This is a genomic window from Methylobacterium sp. WL9 (assembly GCF_008040035.1).
Lineage (GTDB): Bacteria > Pseudomonadota > Alphaproteobacteria > Rhizobiales > Beijerinckiaceae > Methylobacterium > Methylobacterium thuringiense.
On record NZ_VRVE01000018.1, the window covers coordinates 31,724 to 50,412 of the forward strand.

15 protein-coding genes are annotated in these 18,689 nt (G+C 69.7%); 7 read left to right on the plus strand and 8 right to left on the minus strand.

Annotated features, from left to right (window positions below; translation table 11 throughout):
* Window positions 1-4: 4 nt before the first annotated feature.
* Together FV217_RS08670 and FV217_RS08675 are read right to left on the minus strand one after the other, a co-directional pair.
* Window positions 5-2,383, minus strand: a complete 2,379-nt coding sequence (locus FV217_RS08670; RefSeq protein ID WP_238231868.1) for a PAS domain-containing hybrid sensor histidine kinase/response regulator — start codon at window positions 2,381-2,383, stop codon at window positions 5-7.
* Window positions 2,384-2,447: 64 nt separating this feature from the next.
* A complete protein-coding gene (locus FV217_RS08675; RefSeq protein ID WP_147816791.1) occupies window positions 2,448-3,821 on the minus strand; it encodes a pentapeptide repeat-containing protein in 1,374 nt (457 codons plus the stop codon).
* Between the two features lie 188 nt (window positions 3,822-4,009).
* Between FV217_RS08675 and FV217_RS08680 the strand changes: the two genes are divergently transcribed.
* From FV217_RS08680 to FV217_RS08700, 5 genes are all read left to right on the plus strand, one after another.
* Entirely contained in the window at window positions 4,010-4,384 is a 375-nt protein-coding gene (locus tag FV217_RS08680) for a response regulator (RefSeq protein WP_147816792.1), read from the plus strand.
* 37 nt (window positions 4,385-4,421) lie between these two features.
* On the plus strand, window positions 4,422-6,371 hold the full coding sequence (locus tag FV217_RS08685; protein ID WP_147816793.1) for an AI-2E family transporter: 1,950 nt from the start codon (window positions 4,422-4,424) through the stop codon (window positions 6,369-6,371).
* A gap of 213 nt (window positions 6,372-6,584) precedes the next feature.
* The gene (locus tag FV217_RS08690) at window positions 6,585-6,935 is read left to right on the plus strand and encodes a hypothetical protein (RefSeq protein ID WP_238231865.1); all 351 of its coding nucleotides are present in this window, start codon (window positions 6,585-6,587) and stop codon (window positions 6,933-6,935) included.
* A 115-nt stretch (window positions 6,936-7,050) separates the two neighbouring features.
* Complete coding sequence (locus tag FV217_RS08695; RefSeq protein WP_147816794.1) at window positions 7,051-7,521, plus strand: tellurite resistance TerB family protein; 471 nt, start codon at window positions 7,051-7,053, stop codon at window positions 7,519-7,521.
* A gap of 143 nt (window positions 7,522-7,664) precedes the next feature.
* Window positions 7,665-10,313, plus strand: coding sequence for a glucosidase (locus FV217_RS08700; RefSeq protein ID WP_147816795.1), 2,649 nt, complete (start codon window positions 7,665-7,667; stop codon window positions 10,311-10,313).
* A 229-nt stretch (window positions 10,314-10,542) separates the two neighbouring features.
* Here FV217_RS08700 and FV217_RS08705 read toward each other — a convergent pair whose 3' ends face one another.
* From FV217_RS08705 to FV217_RS08725, 5 genes are all read right to left on the minus strand, one after another.
* Window positions 10,543-11,397, minus strand: a complete 855-nt coding sequence (locus FV217_RS08705) for a protein-glutamate O-methyltransferase CheR (RefSeq protein ID WP_147816796.1) — start codon at window positions 11,395-11,397, stop codon at window positions 10,543-10,545.
* The gene (locus FV217_RS08710; protein ID WP_147816797.1) at window positions 11,394-12,542 is read right to left on the minus strand and encodes a chemotaxis response regulator protein-glutamate methylesterase; all 1,149 of its coding nucleotides are present in this window, start codon (window positions 12,540-12,542) and stop codon (window positions 11,394-11,396) included. The genes FV217_RS08705 and FV217_RS08710 overlap by 4 nt, the downstream gene beginning before the upstream one ends.
* A gap of 104 nt (window positions 12,543-12,646) precedes the next feature.
* Window positions 12,647-13,030: a response regulator gene (locus FV217_RS08715; RefSeq protein ID WP_147816798.1), complete on the minus strand. Its 384-nt coding sequence runs from the start codon at window positions 13,028-13,030 to the stop codon at window positions 12,647-12,649.
* Between the two features lie 30 nt (window positions 13,031-13,060).
* Window positions 13,061-13,543: a chemotaxis protein CheW gene (locus FV217_RS08720; protein WP_147816799.1), complete on the minus strand. Its 483-nt coding sequence runs from the start codon at window positions 13,541-13,543 to the stop codon at window positions 13,061-13,063.
* A 26-nt stretch (window positions 13,544-13,569) separates the two neighbouring features.
* A complete protein-coding gene (locus FV217_RS08725; RefSeq protein ID WP_147816800.1) occupies window positions 13,570-16,272 on the minus strand; it encodes a hybrid sensor histidine kinase/response regulator in 2,703 nt (900 codons plus the stop codon).
* 290 nt (window positions 16,273-16,562) lie between these two features.
* On the opposite strand from FV217_RS08725, the gene FV217_RS08730 reads away from it, so the two are divergent.
* Window positions 16,563-17,153 carry a PilZ domain-containing protein gene (locus FV217_RS08730; RefSeq protein ID WP_147816801.1) on the plus strand — a complete coding sequence of 197 codons (591 nt, stop codon included), beginning with the start codon at window positions 16,563-16,565 and terminating at the stop codon, window positions 17,151-17,153.
* A 76-nt stretch (window positions 17,154-17,229) separates the two neighbouring features.
* On the opposite strand, the gene FV217_RS08735 is transcribed toward FV217_RS08730, so the two are convergent.
* On the minus strand, window positions 17,230-17,961 hold the full coding sequence (locus FV217_RS08735; RefSeq protein WP_147816802.1) for a histidine phosphotransferase family protein: 732 nt from the start codon (window positions 17,959-17,961) through the stop codon (window positions 17,230-17,232).
* A 178-nt stretch (window positions 17,962-18,139) separates the two neighbouring features.
* Between FV217_RS08735 and FV217_RS08740 the strand changes: the two genes are divergently transcribed.
* Window positions 18,140-18,689, plus strand: a 550-nt coding sequence (locus FV217_RS08740; RefSeq protein ID WP_281407159.1) for an inositol monophosphatase family protein, incomplete at its 3' end; no start/stop codon positions are given.

The window sequence follows — 18,689 nt, forward strand, 5'->3', positions numbered from 1 at the left end:
CCGGCTACGGTCCGATCCGGTCCAGCACCCCTTTGAGGTCGTCCGAGACCGGCGGGGTGCCCTGGCGGTCGTAGAGGTCGCGGAGCTGGCGGCCGATGTCGGCGAGGCTGAGCGAGCCCTTGATGATGAGGCGGTCGGCCTGGTCGTCGAGGCTGGCCTTCTCCTCCCGGGTGATCTCCTTGGCGGTGAGCACCACCACGGGCACGTCGCCGTCGGGGCGGCCGCGCAGCGCCCGCAGGAAGGCGAAGCCGTCCATCACCGGCATCATCAGGTCGAGCAGGATCAGGCTCGGGCGGGCCTCGTCGAGGCGCTCCAGGGCGACGGATCCGTTCTCGGCCTCGCGCACCTGCCAGCCTTCGCGGGTCAATGTGCGGCGCAGGCGCTCGCGGGCGTCGGCGTCGTCGTCGACGAGGAGCACGCTGCCGTCGCGACCGGCGGGGCGGTAGCGCTCCATCGTGTCCTTCAGGGCGTTCCAGTCGATCGGCTTCACGAGATAGTCGGTGGCGCCGAGGACGTGGGCGAGGCTCATCTCGTTGACGACGCTGGTGATGATCACCGGCGTGTCGGCGATCTCCGGGTCGGTGCGGATGGCGTGCAGCACGGCCCAGCCGTCCATGCGCGGCATCTCGATGTCGAGCAGGATCGCCCGGGGCTTCAGCGCGCGCGCCAGCGTCAGCCCGGCGCGTCCGTCGTTGGCGGTGCGGACGCGGAACCCCTCGCGTTCGAGGAAGCGCTGCAGCAGTTCGCGGGCGGAGGGGTCATCGTCGACGAGGAGCACCACGTCCTGGTGGGCGTTCTCCTCGGCGGTGATCCGGCGCACGAGCTCGGTCACGCTCGCGGCCTGCGCCTCCTCTTCTTCGGAGGCCAGCGTCACGGGCACGCGGATCGTGAAGGTCGCGCCCTCGCCGAAGGTGCTCTCGACGCCGATCGCGCCGCCCATGCGCTCGCAGAAGGCGCGGGTGATGGCGAGACCTAAGCCCGAGCCGCCGAACTGGCGCGTGGTGGATTCGTCGGCCTGGGCGAAGCGCTCGAACAGCCGCCCCATCTGTTCCTCGGTCAGCCCGATGCCGCTGTCGGTCACGGAGAATTGCAGCCAGTCGGCGTCGGCGTCGCTGTAGCGTTCGGCCTTCAGCGTGATCCGGCCGTCCTCGGTGAACTTCGCGGCATTGCCGATCAGGTTGATCAGCGCCTGGCGCAGCTTGAGCTGGTCCTGGTGCATCGCGCCGAGATCGGGGGCGAGATCGAGGCCGAAGCTGTTGCGCTTCTTGGCGATGAGCGATTGCGTCGCCGCGGTGACGTCCTCGATCAGGGCGTCGACGGCGAAGGTCTCGGCCGAGAGCGTCATGCGCCCGGCCTCGATCTTCGAGATATCGAGCACGTCGTTGATCATGCCGAGCAGGTGCCGGGCCGACGCCTCGATCTTGCGCAGGTCCGGCAGCAGGCCCGGCTGGTCGAGGTCTTCGAGTTCCTCGGCCAACATCTCGGAATAGCCGATCACGGCCGAGAGCGGCGTACGCAGTTCGTGGCTCATGTTGGCCAGGAACTGGCTCTTGGCGAGGTTGGCGGCCTCGGCCGCGGCGCGGGCGCGCTCGGATTCGGCCTCGGCCTCCTTGCGGGCTGTGATGTCGATGTTGATGCCGACCCATTCACGGATGCTGCCGTCCATGGCGAGCACCGGCACGCCGCGGACCTCGAGGTCGCGCCATTCCCCGTCGTGGCGGAGCAGGCGGTAGTCGATCGCGTAGGGCTGTACGCTTTCGACGCAATTCGCCCAGACTTCGGCCGCCCGCGCCCGGTCGTCCGGATGCACGGCCTCGATCCAGCCCCAGCCCTGGTAGGCCTCCTCGGTCTGGCCGGTATAGGCGGCCCAGCGCGGCTGCGGCGGCAGCAATTCGCCCTGCGCGTTGGTGTTCCAGATCACGGCGGCCGAGGCGTCGATCAGGGCGCGGAAACGCTCCTCCGACAAACGAAGGCGTTCCTCGGCCTCGCGAGTCTCGGTGATATCGGTGTTGGTGCCGTACCAGCGCCGGATCCCGCCATCCGCGTCGCGCACCGGCACGGCCAGCGACAGGAACCAGCGGTAGCTGCCATCGGCGGCGCGCAGCGGAAAGGTGTCCTCCCACGGTTCGCCACGGGCGATCGAGCGCGCGAAGGTGTTGGCAGCGCGCTCCAGGTGGTCGGGATGGTGGACCTTGCGCCAGCCCGCGCCCTGCATCGCCTCGGGCGTAGTGCCGGTGTAGTCGTACCAGCGCCGGTTGTACCAGACGAGGCTGCCATCCGGCTCCGCGATCCAGGCGAATTGCGGCATCGCATCCGCGAGGTTGCGGAAGTCGGCCTCGCTCGGCGCGAGGTCGGGTTTCGGATCGTTGGGTTCCGCTGTCACGACTGCGTCCCCTCTCTCATTGTGATGTTGCGTGTGATCTGGCGGCGGTCGTGGTCAGGCGCCATCACCGCCGCAGCCTGTTGCCGAGCACGAAGCCGAACAGGCCGAGCAGGACGATGCCGAGCGCGCCCTCGATGCCGACCAGCAGGTTCGTCACCCGCCCCATCGGCTTCAGGCCGATCTCCGGCGGGTTGGCCGTCAGCATGTTGAGGGCGCTGTAGCTCACGAGGTCGATCACGTTGTAGGTCGGCCGGTGCTCGGGCCCTTCCAGCAGCAGGCCGCCGGTGAGCCAGTAGCCCGCCGCGAACAATCCGATGGCGATGGCGAAGGCCCGCGCGATCCGCGACAGGCTCTCGCCGTAGTCGCAGAGCCATTCGACGAAGCGGTCGGCGAGCCAGCGGTAGCCGAAGCGCAGGAGCCCGCGGCCGTCGCGCCCCTCCCAGGCCTCCCGCGCCTGCGAGCCGGCATGGCGCCGGCCCATGCGGCGCTGGCGTTTGTAGGCCCAGCTCGCGCCGTCGTGGCTACCGATGCTCTTGAGGTTGCGCTCCAGCGCGAGATAGCTCGCCTGCGCCGCCTCGTACTCGCCGGCGATCTCTTCGCCGACCGCCCCGCCGAGCTGCTCCACCCGAAAGCGCGTGCCCTCCAGCCAGGCCCCGGCGAAGCGCGCGTGGCGCAGCCGGCAGGTTGAGAGGTCGAGCCGCACCAGCGTCGTGTCGGCGAGGTCGGCTTCCGAGAGATCCGCGCCGTCGAGCTTCGCCCCGGACAGGTTCGCGCCGCGCAACCGCGAGCCGACGAACCGGGTCTTCTTCAGGCTCGCGCCCTCGAAATCGGCATGGGTCAGGTTCACGTCGCTGAAATTCGCCTCGTCGAGCCGCGCGCCGCGAAACACCGTGTAGTCGGCATCCGCCCCTGAGACATCGGCGCCCCAGAGGTCGGCTTCGACGAAGCGCGCGCCATCGAGGAGCGCGCGGTTGAGCTTGGCGAAGCGCATGGTCGCGCCGCCGAAATCGGCGTCCTCGAGCATGGCGTCGCAAAAACTCGCCTGGCCGGCGGCGATCCGTCCGAAGCGCGCGCCGCTGAGATCGGCCCCCGAGAGATCGGCTTCCTCAAGGTTCGCCCCATCGAACCGGGCGGAGCGCCCGAGGGCGCCCTTCAGCGTCGCCTTCCTCAGGTTCGCCCCAGACAGGTCGGTCTCTTCGAGATCGGCCTCCGAGAGGTCGGCTCCGGCGATGTCGAGGCCGCCGGTGTCCGCCGCCCACCAGCCCGGCGCGGGAGCGGCCGGGTCGAGCCGCGCCGCCAGATCGTCCTTGCCGAGACGCAGCCGCGCCAGGGCCGCCGGCTCGGCCGACGTGAACGGGGCGCCATGGAGCCCGCCGATCAGCGACAGAAGCGCATCGACGCGGGTTGTCTCCCGATCCGGGGCCTCATCCTGTTGCACCGCCACACCCAACGCCATATCGCGACACGTCGCTCCCATCCGCCCATAGACCGCACGCAGCCGCGTGGCGCTACCGGATCCATCCGGCACCGCCACCGACATAGCCGGCCTGCAACGGATGGCGAGCCAATTGCGACCGTAATGCTGCGGCGCGCGTTGGGCCGGTGCGTGAGAAGAGGGATGGCGGCGTGTCGGGCAAGATCTTGCTGGTGGAAGACCACGAGGAGATCTGGGATTTCCTGTCCCGGCGTCTCAGGCGCCGGGGCTACGAGGTGATCCTGTCTCACGATGGGGAGGCCGGGGTGCAGCAGGCGCGGGCCTCGCAGCCCGACGTGATCCTGCTCGACATGAACCTGCCCGTGCTCGACGGCTGGTCGGCGGCGCGCGCGCTCAAGGCCGCGGCCGACACGCGCGGCATCCCGATCATCGCGCTCACCGCGCATGCCATGTCCGGCGACCGCGACAAGGCGATCCAGGCCGGCTGCGACGACTACCACCCCAAGCCCATCGATTTTTCCAGGCTGCTCAGCCAGATCGCGGCGGCCATCGGCACCGCCGCTTGAGCGCCGGGGGCGCGACGCCGCTGTGGGGTAGCCAGTCATGACCGACGATCCCGTCACGACGCGGCTGCTGCGGCGGGCGCTTCCGACGATCATCATGCTGGCGTCGCTGCTGATCGTGGTGACGCTGGCGAGCGCGCTCTATCTCGGCCGGTCAATCCTGGTGCCGATCGCGCTGGCGATCCTGCTCAGCTTCGTCCTGCTGCCGGCGGTGCGCGGCCTGCGGGGCCTGCGCGTGCCGCGGGCCCCTGCGGTGCTGATCGTCGTGCTGCTGACCTTCGGCCTCCTCGGCGCGATCGGCTCGCTGATCGCCCGCGAGGCCGGACAGCTCGCCGCCGACCTGCCGCGCTACTCGATGACGCTGCGCGAGAAGATGACGGCCCTCCGCGCCGCGACCGGCCAGGAGAACGGGCTGTCCGCGACCTTCTCCGGCCTGTTCGACATGGCCGACGACATCGGCAAGGCGCTGCAGCCCGCCGCGACGACGGCCCCCGAGAGCGCCGAGATCGGCACGCTGCAGCGGCCGATGCAGGTCGAGGTCCAGCCCGCGCGCACCAGCGTGCTGACCACGCTGTCGAGCGTGGCGGGCGACATCCTGCATCCGCTGGCGACCACCGGCTTGATCCTGCTCTTCACCGTGTTCATCCTGCTCCAGCGCGAAGACTTGCGGAACCGGGCGATCCGGCTCGCCGGGTCGAGCGACCTGCGCCGGACCACCGCCGCGATCGACGACGCCACCGCCCGGCTCAGCCGGTTCTTCCTCGCCCAGCTCGCCCTCAACGTCGCCTTCGGCGTGGTGATCGGCGTCGGGCTCTGGCTGATCGGCCTGCCGAGCCCGATCCTGTTCGGCGTCATCGCCGGGCTGCTCCGCTTCGTGCCGTATATCGGTGCGGCGATCGGCGCCGTGCTGCCCCTCGGCGTGGCAGTGGCGATCGATCCGGGCTGGTCGATGGTGATCGCGGTGGCGGTGCTGTTCGTGGTCGTCGAGCCGATTGCCGGCCACGTGCTCGAACCGCTGCTCTACGGCCATTCGACCGGCCTCTCGCCGATCGCCGTGATCATGGCGGCGACGATCTGGACCTTCCTGTGGGGGCCGATCGGGCTGGTGCTGGCGACGCCGCTGACCGTCTGCCTCGTCGTGCTCGGGCGGCACGTCGAACGGCTCTGGTTCCTCGACGTGCTGCTCGGCGACGGGCCGGCGCTCGACCCGCCGGAGACGTTCTACCAGCGCATGCTGGCCGGCGACCCGGCCGAAGCGATCGAGCAGGGCCGGCAGTTCCTGAAGGAGCGGGCGCTCATCACCTATTACGACGAGGTCGTGCTGGCGGGCCTGCGTCTCGCCGAGGCGGATCTCGCGCGCGGCACCCTCGACCGCTCCCGGCAGATGAAGCTCGGCGAGAGCTTTCGCACCGTCGTCGACCGCCTCGGCCAGCCGCGCCGCAGCTGGACCCGGAGCTCCGTCGGCGCCGAGGCGGCGGCGACGCTGGCCCTCGTCGGGCCGGACCCGAAGGCCGCCATGGTCGTACTGAAGCCCGACGATCTCGGGCCGAATTGGCGCGGGACCGCGCCAGTGCTCTGCGTGTCGAGCCGCGGCGTGTTCGATGAGACGGCGACGCTGATGCTGAGCCAGATCCTGGCACGGCATGGGATCGGCGCCCGCGCCCGGCCGTCCAAGGGGCTGACCGAGGCCGATGTGCGCGACCAGGGCATCGCCATGGTCTGCTTCTCCTATCTCGATCCGATCAGCCTGTCGCAGATCCGCCTCACCATCCGCCAGACCCGCCGCGCCATCCCCGGCGTGAAGATCCTCGTCGGGTTCTGGCGCGAGCGCGATCCGGCCTCGCTGGACCGCCTCCGCCGCGCCACCTCGGCCGACCTGCTCGTGACCTCGCTGAGCGATGCACTGCAGGCGGCCCTCGATCTGGCCCAGGCGGCGCCTGCCTCCGCCAAGGCCCCGTCGGGCCGGCGTGTCCTGAAAGCCGCCGAATAGGCCGTGCCAATCCGCCACGTCCGCATCGGCGGCCGCGTTTACGCTCTGGAAACCATAAGCGACCGATGCTCAGCGCTTAGAGCAGGCTGCGAAGAAGCGGCAACGACCTTTCGCGCGAAGCCTGCTCTAAACTTTTGAATCGATTGCGTTTTTTGCGGTTTGATCGATTCGATCGAAACGCGGCGTGATCCAGCAGAAACGCGGAGACGGCTCGTGACGTCAGTACTGAACGAGGACATGTGTCCGGTCCCCCTGGAACTGCTCGGCGCCCTCTACCGGGCCGACCAGGAACAGCTCGACGAGATGCTCGACGCGATCGCCGAGCCGACGCGGGCGCGGCTCGCGGTCTATCTCTACGGGCGCAGCCACACCCACGGGCTCGGGCTGAAGATCGCGGCGGGCTGCGAGGGCTCGACGCTCCGGCGCGCCTGCGGCCTGATCGGCAACGTGCTGTTCGAGCAATCGCGCCGCAACCCGGTCGTGCAGACCTTCGGGAGCCGGATCCTGCCCTCGAAGCGGGTCAGCCTCGGCGGTTCGCGGGGCGCGGCGGGCCTGAGGGCATGAATCCGACGGTCGTACACGCCGGTTGTTGCGGCCTCCGGCCGGCGGCAAGCGCGACGGCGCGCCGCCGCCCATGCGGCGGACCGCTCGCGAGCCGTCAGGCTCGGGAGCCACGCACATGAGCCTGCTGCACAGCATGCTCAGCCGGTTCAACCTGAGCGTGGCGGCCTATGCCGGCGACGAGCCGCTGATGCAGGCGTCGGTCTCGGCGGCGGCCAACGTCATCGTCGCCGACGGCGAGATGTCGGGCGACGAGTTCGACGCGGCGATCCAGGGCATGACCTCCAACCCGATCCTGGAGAAGGGCTACGACGCCCTGATGCTGGAGAGCGAACTCTACGACGGCGTCGCCCGCGCCAGGACCCGCGCCGGACGGGTCGAGAACCTGCGCCGCATCGCGGCCATCATCGAGCGGCCGCTGCAGCAGCGGCACGACGTCTTCCTGATCGCCGCCGACGTCGCCGACCAGGAGGGCATCAGCCCGATCGAGGACCGCGCGCTCGTCGAGATCGCAGCGGCGCTCGACGTCGACAAGGCGGCGCTCCTGCAGGTCGCGCTGGCCAAGCCGATGCCGGCCGCCTTGGTGTAGCGGCTCACCTCCAACCTCACCCTGCCCCAGCTTGGCGCTGAAGATGCATGGGCCGCGGCGCGCTGCGGCGGCCCGGACGGGCGACGCATCCTGGCGCGAGGGATCGCCGGGCGTGCGGGCACGCGCCGGCTCACGAGGTGGATTTGAGCGACATCGACCGGTGGGCCGAGCGGCGCCGCATTGCCGAGCAGGGGCGCTGCGAGCGCGCCTGGTCGCTCTGGGGCCCGTATCTCAGCGAGCGGCAATGGGGGACGGTCCGCGAGGATTACAGCGCCGACGGCAACGCCTGGCGCTCCCTGACGCATGAGGATGCGCGCTCGCGGGCTTATCGCTGGGGCGAGGACGGCATCGCGGGCCTCAGCGACGACCACGGCCTGCTCAACCTGTCGCTCTGCCTCTGGAACGGGCGCGACCGCATCCTGAAGGAGCGGCTCTACGGCGTCACCAACGAGGAGGGGAACCACGGCGAGGACGTCAAGGAGGTCTACCATTACCTCGATGCCGTCCCGAGCCACGCCTATCTCAAGTATCTCTATAAGTATCCGCACGGGCCCTTCCCCTACGACGACCTCAGGAACGAGAGCTGGCGGCGGCGGCGCGACGAGCCGGAATACGAGATCGAGGACACCGGCACCTTCGATCAGGACCGCTTCTTCGCGGTCACCGTCGAGTACGCGAAGGAGGATGCCGACGACATCCACATGACCGTGACCGCGGTGAACCGCGGCGCCGAGACGGCCGAGCTGCACCTCGTGCCGCAGCTCTGGTTCCGCAACACCTGGGGCTGGCGCGACGGCGCCATCGCCTGGAAGCCCTGGCTCGAAATGGGGGCCGACGGGCGGGTCGCCTGCAACCATTCCCGGCTCGGCTCCTACCGTCTGTCCTTCGACGGCGAACCGGAGCTGCTGTTCTGCGAGAACGAGACCAACCTGCGCCTGCATGGCGGCCGGCCCGATGCGCCGGGTCCGTTCAAGGACGGGCTCGACGCGGCCATCGTCCGGGGCGACCGCGAGGCAGTCTCGGCGACGAAAGGCACGAAGCTCGGCCTGCACTACCGCTTCACCCTGGAGCCCGGCGCGCGGGCCGTGGTGCGCCTGCGGCTCTATGCCGGCACGCGGCCCCGCCTCGTCGACGGACAGGGCGCCCTCACTCGGCAGCGGGTCGAGGAGGCGGATGCCTTCTACGACACGCTTCAGGACGGCATCGTCTGCGTCGATCGCCAGCGCATCTTCCGGCAGGCGGCGGCCGGGCTGATCTGGACGAAGCAGCTCTACCGCTACGACGTGCGAACCTGGCTGATGGGCGACCCGCTCCAGCCGGCCCCGCCCCCGGACCGCCGGCACGGCCGCAACGCCATCTGGAAGAACTTTGCCGCCGCCGACGTGCTCTCGATGCCGGACGCCTGGGAATACCCCTGGTTCGCCGCCTGGGACCTCGCCTTCCACTGCCTGCCGCTGGCGCTGCTCGATCCCGACTTCGCCAAGAGCCAGCTGCTGCTCCTCACCCGCGAATGGTACATGCATCCGAACGGCCAGCTCCCCGCCTACGAATGGGAGCTCGGCGACACCAACCCGCCGGTCCATGCCTGGGCGACGTTCCGGGTCTTCGAGATCGACCGGGACCGGCGCGGCGGCCGCGGCGACATCGCCTTCCTCGAAGGCGTGTTCCACAAGCTCCTGATCAACTTCACCTGGTGGGTGAACCGCAAGGACGCCGACGGCCGAAACGTCTTCCAGGGCGGCTTTTTGGGCCTCGACAATGTCGGCGTGTTCGACCGCTCGCGTCCGCCGCCCGGTTTCGGCGTGGTGCATCAGGCCGACGGCACCGCCTGGATGGCGATGTACGCGCTGAACATGATGCGCATCGCCCTCGAACTCGCGCTCCACAACGACGTCTACGAGAGCACCGCCTCGAAGTTCTTCGAGCACTTCCTCGGCATCGCCGAGGCGATGACCGACATGGGCGGCGAGGGTTTCGGTCTCTGGGACGAGCAGGACGCGTTCTTCTACGACGAGGTCGACATGCCCGGCGGCGTCATGCTGCCGCTGCGCGTGCGCTCCATGGTCGGGCTGGTGCCGCTCTTCGCCGTCGAGGTGATCGATCCGAAGATGCTGCAGCGGCTGCCGGACTTCGCCCGCCGGATGAACTGGGTGCTGGAGAACCGCCCGCACCTCGCCCAGCTCGTTTCCCGCTGGGACGAGGGCGGCGCCGGGGACCGCAAGCTGCTCTCGCTGCTGCGCGGCCATCGCATGAAGGCGCTCCTCAAGCGCATGCTCGACGAGGCCGAATTCCTCTCGGATTACGGCATCCGCTCGCTCTCGAAGGCGCACAAGGATGCGCCTTTCCACCTCGAAGCCTTCGGCGCTTCTTTCAGCGTGCGCTACGACCCGGCGGATTCCACCTCGAACATGTTCGGCGGCAACTCGAACTGGCGCGGGCCGGTCTGGATGCCGATGAACTACCTGATCGTGGAGGCTCTGCGCCGCTTCCACACCTATTACGGCGACGACTTTCTGGTGGAGTATCCAACCGGGTCGGGGCAGGAACGGACGCTGGAGGCCATCGCGGACGCCCTCGAAGACCGGCTGATCGCACTCTTCACCAAGGGTGAGGACGGCCGCCGCCCGTTCTTCGGCACTGCGAACCGCAGCCACGCCGACAAGGACGAAGACGAGGCCCTGCTCTTCCACGAGTTCTTCGACGGCGACACCGGCCGCGGCCTCGGCGCCTCGCACCAGACCGGCTGGACCGCGCTGATCCTCAACCTGCTGCACCACAAGGCGCGGCGGTAACGGGAGGCGGCGACATTCGTCCAGCCGTCATACCGTTCCCGAAGGAACGGCATCGATCGATGCGAGCGCTCTCCTCCCCCTTGCGGGGAGGAGCCGGAGGTGGGGGTGGTGCAAGCGGCACCGCAGCGCCCGCTTCTGAGCCACCGCCTCCCCTACCCTTCCTCGCAAGGAGGACGGCAAGGAGGATAGGATGTGAGGCTCGACCCGATCCGATCGACCGGAGGCGGTATCAGACGGCCGCCCGCAGAGGGGCCGCCTGGAACGCCGGGCTCGCCACCACGCCCTTGCGATAGAGCCCGCGATGGCCTCCGTCCGGCACGAGCGCGTCGGTGAGGCCGATCACGGTCTCGGCCGCGCCGAGCAGCACGGCACCGTCGGGCGCGAGCGATTTCGCGATCCGGTGCAGCACGTCGCTCTTCGTCGCCATGTCGAAATAGATCAGCACGTTGCGGCAGAAGACGATGTCGAACGCGCCGAGCTGGTCGAAGGGCTGCAGCAGGTTGAGCTGACGGAAATCGATCATGCCGCCGAGGCCCGGATCGATCCGCCAGCGGTCTCCGACCTGCGTGAAGTGCTTGACGAGGAGCTGCGCCGGCAGGCCGCGCTGCACCTCGAAATGGCTGTAGAGGCCGGCCTTGGCCTTCTCCAGCATCTCCGTCGAGAGGTCGGTGGCGACGATCTCGACATGCCAGCCGGCGAGCCGCGGTGCGGCCTCGCGCAGCAGCATGGCCAGGGAGTACGGCTCCTGGCCGCTCGACGAGGCGGCGCTCCAGATGCGCAGGCGCCGGGTCCCGGCGCGGGCCGTGATCGCGCGCGGCAGCAGCACGTCGCGGAACATGTCGAACGGCACGCGGTCGCGGAAGAAGAAGGTCTCGTTGGTGGTCATCGCCTCCACCACCGCCTGCTCGACTCCGGCACGGTGCATCCGCAGCGCCGTGCAGAGGTCGGCGAGGCTCGCGAGGCCGAAGCGGCGGCAGACCGGGCCGAGGCGGCTCTCGATGAGGTAGAGTTTCTCGGGGCCCAGCGCGAGGCCCGAGCGCTCCTTGAGGTAGACCCGCAGGAAATCGAAGGCGACGTCGCTCATCGTCCCTGCCCCATGAGGTGCGCCTTGAGGGCCGGCCCGATCTCGGGCAGCGGCAGAACGCCGTGGGCGAGGCCGGCCTTGGCGATGCTGCCCGGCATGCCCCAGACCGTACTCGTGGCCTCGTCCTGCGCCAGCAGGGTGCCGCCGGCCTCGACGAGGGCGCGGGCTCCGGCGGTGCCGTCGGCGCCCATGCCGGTGAGCACGACGCTCAGGGTCGCCGCCCCGAACACGGCCGCCGCATCGAAGAACATCACGTCGACGGCCGGCCGGCAGAAGTTCACCACCGGCCCGTCGTCGAGCCGGATCACCGGCTCGCCGCGGGCGAGGCCCATATGGCGGCCACCCGGAGCCACGTAGATCCGGCCGGCTTGCAGGCGCTCGTCCGCCTTCGCTTCGGCCGCCGGCAATCCGACGCGGGCGCCGAGATGCTCGGCGAAGACCGCGGTGAAGACCGGCGGCATGTGCTGGACGATCAGGACGGGCACGCTGCGCAGGGTCGCGGCGCCGATCTTCTCCAGCACGTCTCCGACAGCGCGTGGGCCGCCCGTGGACGCGCCGATCAGGAGACAGCGCGGGGCGACCGTCGTTCGTGGTTTCTGCCGCAGCACGATCGGCGTGGCCGCGCGTGCGGCCGGCGCCGCGAGCGGCGTGGCACCGAGGCTCGTGGGGATCGACGACGCGCGTCGCGTGCGCTTGCCGCCGAACAGCCGCACCCGCTCGATCAGGTCGCTGCGGAAGGCGTCGGAGGTGGTGACGCCCCGGCCGCTCTCGGGCTTCGGCAGGTAGTCGACGGCGCCGAGCGCCAGGCATTTCAGGGAGATGTCGGCGTTGCGCTGCGTCAGCGTCGACATCATCACGATCTGGAGGCCGGGGACGCGCGCCAGCATCAGCGGCAGCGCCTGCGTGCCGTCGAGTTCCGGCATGTCGATGTCGAGAAGTACGACGTCGGGATCGTGGCGCGTCAGCGCGTCGAGGGCGATGCGGCCGTTCGAGGCGGTGGCGACGACCTCAAAGCCGGCCTCCGCCAGCCAGCGCGCGACGAGGCCGCGCACCACGGCCGAATCGTCTGCGATCAGGACGCGGATCGGCGCGGATGCGGCCGAGGCCGGACCGGAATGGGGAGTGGCGGCGAGGGCGGCCGGCATGGGATGGGCGCTTCCAGGCAGGATCGAGGGAGTCGGGGGCGACGGACCTGCAAGCCGGAGACGGCCGGCGCGGGATCGGGGCGGCAGATCTCGGCCTTGCGGCCTCAGGCGGCGTGTGCCTCTCGGCCGAGCCCGACCTGTTCGAGTTTGGTCATCAGGATGTCCCGGTCGAAGGGCTTCATGATGTATTCGTCGGCGCCGCCGTGGAGGGCGCGGGCGATGGCGCCGACGTCGTTCTCGGTGGTGCAGAACAGCACCTTGGGTTGGCCGCCCCCGGGCGAGGCGCGCAAGGCCTTGAGGAACTCGTAGCCGTCCATCTTCGGCATGGTCCAATCGAGCAGGATCACGTCCGGCATCTCGGCCATGCAGAGCGCGAGGGCGGTCTCGCCGTCCTCGGCATCGGAGACCTGGAGATTCGCGGTCTCGAGAATGCGCCGGGCCACCTTCCGGATGACGGCGGAATCGTCGACGATCAGAGCGGTTCTCATGTCGGGTCTCTGTCTGGAATCATGAGGGTGTCAGGCCGCGAGCGCTTCGCCGAAGGCGAGCAGCGCGCCGATGTCGAGGATCACCAGCAGGCGCCCGTTGAGCCGGTGGACGCCGCTGGCGAGGTTGCGCCAGCGGGCGTCGAGGTTGATCGGTACCGGCTCTGAGGTCTCCGCGCCGAGCTTCAGCACCTCGCCGACGCCGTCGGTGACGAGGGCGAAGGTCTCGGCGCCCTGTTCCAGGCCGATCGCCATGCACGCGGCGCCCGGCGCACGGTCGGGCAGGCCGAGGCGGCGGCGCAGGCAGAGCGCCGTGACGACACGGCCGCGCAGGTTGATCAGGCCGACGATCTCGCGCGGCGCCAGGGGCACTCCGGTGATGCCGGTCGGCACGAACACGTCGTGGACGCGCTCGATGGCCAGTCCGAACATGGCGTCGCCGACGAGGACGGTGACGTATTCGCGGGGGCCCGCCGTGACGGCGGCCTCGGAGGCGTTGGTGTTGGCGGCCTGCATGGGAGCGGTTCCGGTGGACATGGGGATCAGGCGGCCTGGTCGAGGGGCGCAGCGTCGAGGTCGGCGAGCGCCGCGACGAGGCCGCTGCGGTCGAACTTGGCCACGAGGTCGCTGATGGCGAGCGTGCGGGCGCGGGTGACGGAGTCGGGTCCGATCGCGCCCGAGAGCGCGATCACCGGCAGGGCCGAGATCCGGCCACCGCCCTTGCGCATCTCGGCGACGAGGTCGAAGCCGCTGCGGCCCGGCATCTCCAGGTCGGCCACGACGACGCTGATCTCCGGATCGGCCTTGAGCCGGGCGATGGCCTCGTCGGCGCCCGCCGCCGTGGCGACGTCGTATCCGGCGGCCTTGAGCACCGGCGTGAGCAGGTTGCGGAAGAAGGCCGAGTCGTCGACGAGCAGCAAGGTCGGGTTCTTGGCCTTGGCGGCGCGCGGCCCGCGCGCCCAGTCGTCGTAGGCGAGCGGCAGGAAGTGGGCGACGTCGACGATGTCGGTGGCCCGGCCGCGCAGTACCGCCGACCCGATCAGGTCGGAGCGCTCGGCGACGATCTCGACGTTCAGGTGATCCTCGACGATGTCGACGATCTCGTCGACCACGAGGCCCATCGCGCGGTCGCCGTCGGAGAACACCACGAGCGCCTGCATGCCCTGCGAGCGGATCTGGATGGCCGGGTCGGCCGGCACCAGCGGCATCAGCTTGCCGCGGTACTGGATCAGCGGACGGCCCGCGAGCCACTCGATCTTGCTCGCATCGATCTCCTCGATGCGGGTGACGAGGGAGAGCGGCACCGCCTTGAAGCTGCCGCCGCCCTTGAAGACGAGCAGCGTCGCCTTGTCCAAGGCGGCCTCGGCCGCCTCGTCGACCTGCGTCGCGCTATCGCTGGACACGGCACCCTGCCCGACCTTGCGGGCGATGCCGTTGGGATCGACGATCAGAACCACGGCGCCGTCGCCGAGGATGGTGTTGCCGGCAAACAGCGGGATGTGCCGCAGCTTGGAGGACATCGGCTTCACGACGATCTCTTCCGTATGGAAGACCTCGTCGACGAGGATGCCGAAGCGCTGGCGCCCGACCTGGGCGACCACGACGAAGCCGGAGATCGGCGCGTCGCCGACGGCGGCGTCGGCCTGCATGACGCCGGCGAGCGAGGTGATCGGCAGTAGGCGTTCGCGCAGGCGCAGCACCGGAGCGCCGTTGATGTGCTCGACCCGGTTGGTGCCCTCGGCTTCGATCCGCACGAGTTCGAGCACGGCGATCTGCGGCACCGCGTAGCGCTGGCCGCTCGCCTCGACGATGAGCGCCGAGATGATGGCGAGGGTCAGCGGGATCTTGATGGTGAAGGTGGTGCCTTGGCCACGCTGGGTGGCGATATCGATCATGCCGCCGATCGACTCGATGTTTGTCTTGACGACGTCCATGCCGACGCCGCGGCCCGACACCGAGGTCACGGTCTGCGCCGTGGAGAAGCCGGCGTGGAAGATGAACTTCGCCACGTCGGAATCGCTCATGCGCTCGACGTCGGCCTGGCTGGCGATGCCGCGATCCACCGCCTTGCGCCGGATGGCGGCGAGGTCGAGGCCGCGGCCGTCGTCGGCGATCTCGATCGAGATGGTGCCGCCCTCGTGATAGGCGGAGAGGCGGATGGTGCCGCCGGCCGGCTTGCCGGCCCGGATGCGCTCGCCCGTCGACTCGATGCCGTGATCGGCCGAGTTGCGGACCATGTGCGTCAGCGGGTCCTTGATGAGTTCGAGCACCTGCCGGTCGAGCTCGGTCTCGGCGCCGAGCATCACCAGATCGATGCCCTTCGACAGTTCTGCCGAGAGGTCGCGCACCACGCGCGGCAGCTTCTGCCAGGCGTTGCCGACCGGCTGCATGCGGGTCTTCATCACGCCGTCCTGAAGTTCGGCGGTGACGTGTGAGAGGCGCTGCAGCGGGACCTTGTAGCTCGAATCCTCGTGGCGGCGGGCGATCTCAAGGAGCTGGTTGCGCGTCAGCACCAGTTCCGAGACCATGGTCATCAGGTGCTCGAGGGTCTCGACGTTGACCCGGATCGTGCGGTTCTTCTGCGCGGCCGCCTCGGCCTCGGGGGTCATCTCGACCGGCTTCGCCTCGGCGGCGGCGGCGGGCGCGGCTGGAGCCGGGGCCGTCGCGGCAGCGGGAACCGGAGGAGCCGCCACCACGGCAGCGGGCGCTTCGGCCACGGGAGCGAGCGGGGCGAGCGGCGGCAGCTCGTCGGGGCCCTCGGCCTCCATGAAGGCGCGCTCGAGATCGTCCAGCGAGACCTCACCGGGCTTGAGCTCGCGCTGGAGCGCCTGGACCACCAGCGGGGCGGACACGGGCACAGCCGCCGCGGCCGGCTCCTGGGACATGGCGTCGAGGGCCTCGATCAGGTCCGCATCCGACCCCGCGGGCTCGGTGCCGCCGGCTTCGAGATCGGCCAGGATCGCCTTGAGGCGATCGAGGGTCGCCAGGATCAGGCTGACCGACGCCGAGCTGACCGGAAGGCCGTCGCGATAACGGCCCATGAGGTTTTCGGCCGCGTGGGCCAGGGCTTCGAGCCGCGGCAGCCCGAGAAATCCGCAGGTTCCCTTGATCGTGTGAACCAAGCGGAAGATGTTGCGGAGGATCGGCTGGTTGTTGGGGTCCTGTTCGAACTTCACCAACTCCGCGTCGACGGTATCGAGATGCTCTGCGCTCTCGGTCAGAAATTCGCGAAGCAGATCGTCCATCGTCCAATACTCGGTCAAGGCGCAGGCACATGCCGTGCAATCAGGAGCCTGCCGCAATTGGGTTAGGGAACCGTTGCAGTCCTCTGCCCGCGGTCGTCCTGTCTCTGGTCATCTTGGCAAGATTTCGCGCGATCCGGATCTCGTGCGATCCGGCTGTGGATCAATCCTTAAAAGTCTTGTTAACGTGCCGGTCACCATGAATGAACGTCGATTTTCTTGACGCACGTAGAAGATGCAACTGCGTCGGCGATCACGACTTGACCGTTATATCGGCCATGCGGGACTGCGCCATGCTTGCTTTCGGACCTTTGCCTTCGGCGACCGTCGATCTGGTCACCTTGTCCGGGCGCTGCACGATCGGCGAGGACAGGGAGTTCGCCTGCGTCGTCCACCTCCCCGATAGCGAGACGGCCGAGGTGACCTGCGACTACCTCGCCTCCGCCGCCGATATCGGCCGCGAGGCGATCTGCTACGTCGACGGCATCGGCCTGATCGCCGGCAGCATCCGCGAACTCACCGAGAACGGCTTCGTCGTCGGCGTCGAGGTGAATGCCGGCCGTCAGGCACGGATCGAGGCGCGCCTGACCTGGCTGCGCGAGCATGTCGACGGTCTCTCAGACCGTCGCGTCGGCACCCGCATCGTGCCCAGGCACTGCCGCACCACGGTGAAATGGCCGGATGGCCGCTCCCTCGACGCCGAGATCGCCGACCTGTCGATGACGGGAGCCGGCCTCGTGCTCGCCGACAAGCCGAGCATCGGCGCCGTGGTCACCGTCGGCAAGCGCTACGCCACCGTCATCCGCCACAAGGACGACGGCATCGGCGTCACCTTCCGGCTGCCGTTCAGCGCCGAGACGTTCAACGAACAGGTGGTGCTGTAACGGTCATTGCACGGTCTGGCTTGGCGTCGTCGTTCCGCTGCCGCCCTACGGCACACGGAACGACGTATGGCTCGCCCTACGCGAGCGCCGTATCCGAGGGCTCGCTGTCGGAGGGCCGGTCATCCTCGGACGTCGGGGCGTTCGCCGGGGCCGGCTCCACGGCGGCCTCGGTCGGCACGGCGCGGATCGTGACCGCGTCGCCCTCGATCGAGAACGTCACCGTCATCGCGGCGGCGCGGGCGACGAGGCCGGCGTAGTAGGCGAGGATCCCGTGGGAATCGACCGAGCCGGCCTCGGGCGTGCCGGCGATCAGCTCCTCGGCATGGGGCGGAATGCGGGCATGCGAGCCCTTGGCCACGATCACGATTTCGGGTGCGTCGCCGTCGCCGGTGACCTTCACGTCGATCAGGCCGCCGCGCGGAATCGCGGTGTTGGAGATCACCACGAGATTCAGCAGAAGCTTGACCTTGTTCTTCGGAAACAGCGCCACCGGCGCGCTCCAGGCGATGTCCGGCTTCTCCTCCGCGAACATGTTGCGCGTCAGCTTCTCGGCGTCGGCGAGGTCGATCGCCGCGCCGGCCGAGCCCGAGGCGCCGAAGGCGATGCGGGCGAACTGGACGCGGGCCGAGGCGGTGCGCGCGCTCTTGCGGATCAGGTCGAGGGCGAATTCGCGCATCGACGGGTCGTTGTCGTCCTCCAGCACCTCGAGCCCGTTGTTGATCGCGCCGACCGGGCTGATCAGGTCGTGGCAGACCCGCGAGCACAGCAGCGCCGAGAGATCGAGGGCGTCGAGGGTGAGGCTGGCCATGGAGCGGCTCCGCGATGGGTTCTGTTGCACGTCCGCTGCGGGTGCGCCGGGATCGGTGCAGCGGGCCGCGGCGTGCGTGCTCCGGCACCGATAGACACCGTTGCCTGCTTTGAAAAGCGCCGGTACTTCGCGACGAGGTGTGTCGACAAGCGCCGGCCTTCGGGGCATGACCGCAGGGATGAGCGCTTCCGCCTCACAACCGCGTCCCGCGTCCCGCCCTCGCCTGACCGCGCCCGTCTCCGGGCCGGTGCGCGACGCCATCGCGGCGGGCCTCGCCGAGATCGCCTGCGGGGCCGGCGAGATTCTGCGCGGCTACCATGGTGGCGACTGCCCCCATAAGCTCAAGCCCGACGGCTCGCCGGCCAGCCTCGCCGACGCCCGCTCTGAAGAGTTCATCGTCGCGGCGCTGACCCAGCGCTGGCCCGGCATCCCGGTCATCGCCGAGGAGAACAGCTGCGAGGCCGCGACGGCGGAGCTGTTCTTCCTGGTCGATCCCCTCGACGGCACCCGCGACTTTCTGGCCGGCGTGCCCGAATACAGCGTTAATATCGGCCTGATCTGGAACGACCGGCCGATTGCCGCGGCCCTCGCGGCGCCGGGGCTGTTCCGGGTCTGGTATGCCGGCACCACGGCCGTCGAGGCGCCGATCCGCAACGGGCGGCCCGGTCATCGGCGGCACCGGAAGCGACACGATCACCGCGCTCGGCGGCAACGACGTCATCCTGGGC